The sequence below is a fragment of the Ferrimonas sediminicola genome (assembly GCF_005116715.1).
Taxonomy (GTDB): domain Bacteria; phylum Pseudomonadota; class Gammaproteobacteria; order Enterobacterales; family Shewanellaceae; genus Ferrimonas; species Ferrimonas sediminicola.
The window spans coordinates 1-248 of record NZ_SWCI01000055.1; the positions used below are offsets into that span (position 1 = coordinate 1).

The 248-nt window shown below is 48.8% G+C and carries 1 rRNA gene; it reads left to right on the forward strand.

The features are described from left to right. Positions 1–248: ribosomal RNA gene (locus FCL40_RS18985) — 23S ribosomal RNA — on the forward strand; the annotation flags it as partial.

Genomic DNA, 248 nt, shown 5'->3' on the forward strand with positions numbered 1-248 from the left:
GGAACTGAAACATCTAAGTACCCTGAGGAAAAGAAATCAATTGAGATTCCCTAAGTAGCGGCGAGCGAACGGGGATTAGCCCTTAAGCACAGAGGGTGTTAGTGGAAGCTTCTGGAAAGTGGCGCGATACAGGGTGATAGCCCCGTACACGAAAACTAACTTTGTGTGAAATCGAGTAGGACGGGACACGTGATATCTTGTCTGAACATGGGGGGACCATCCTCCAAGGCTAAATACTCCTGACTGAC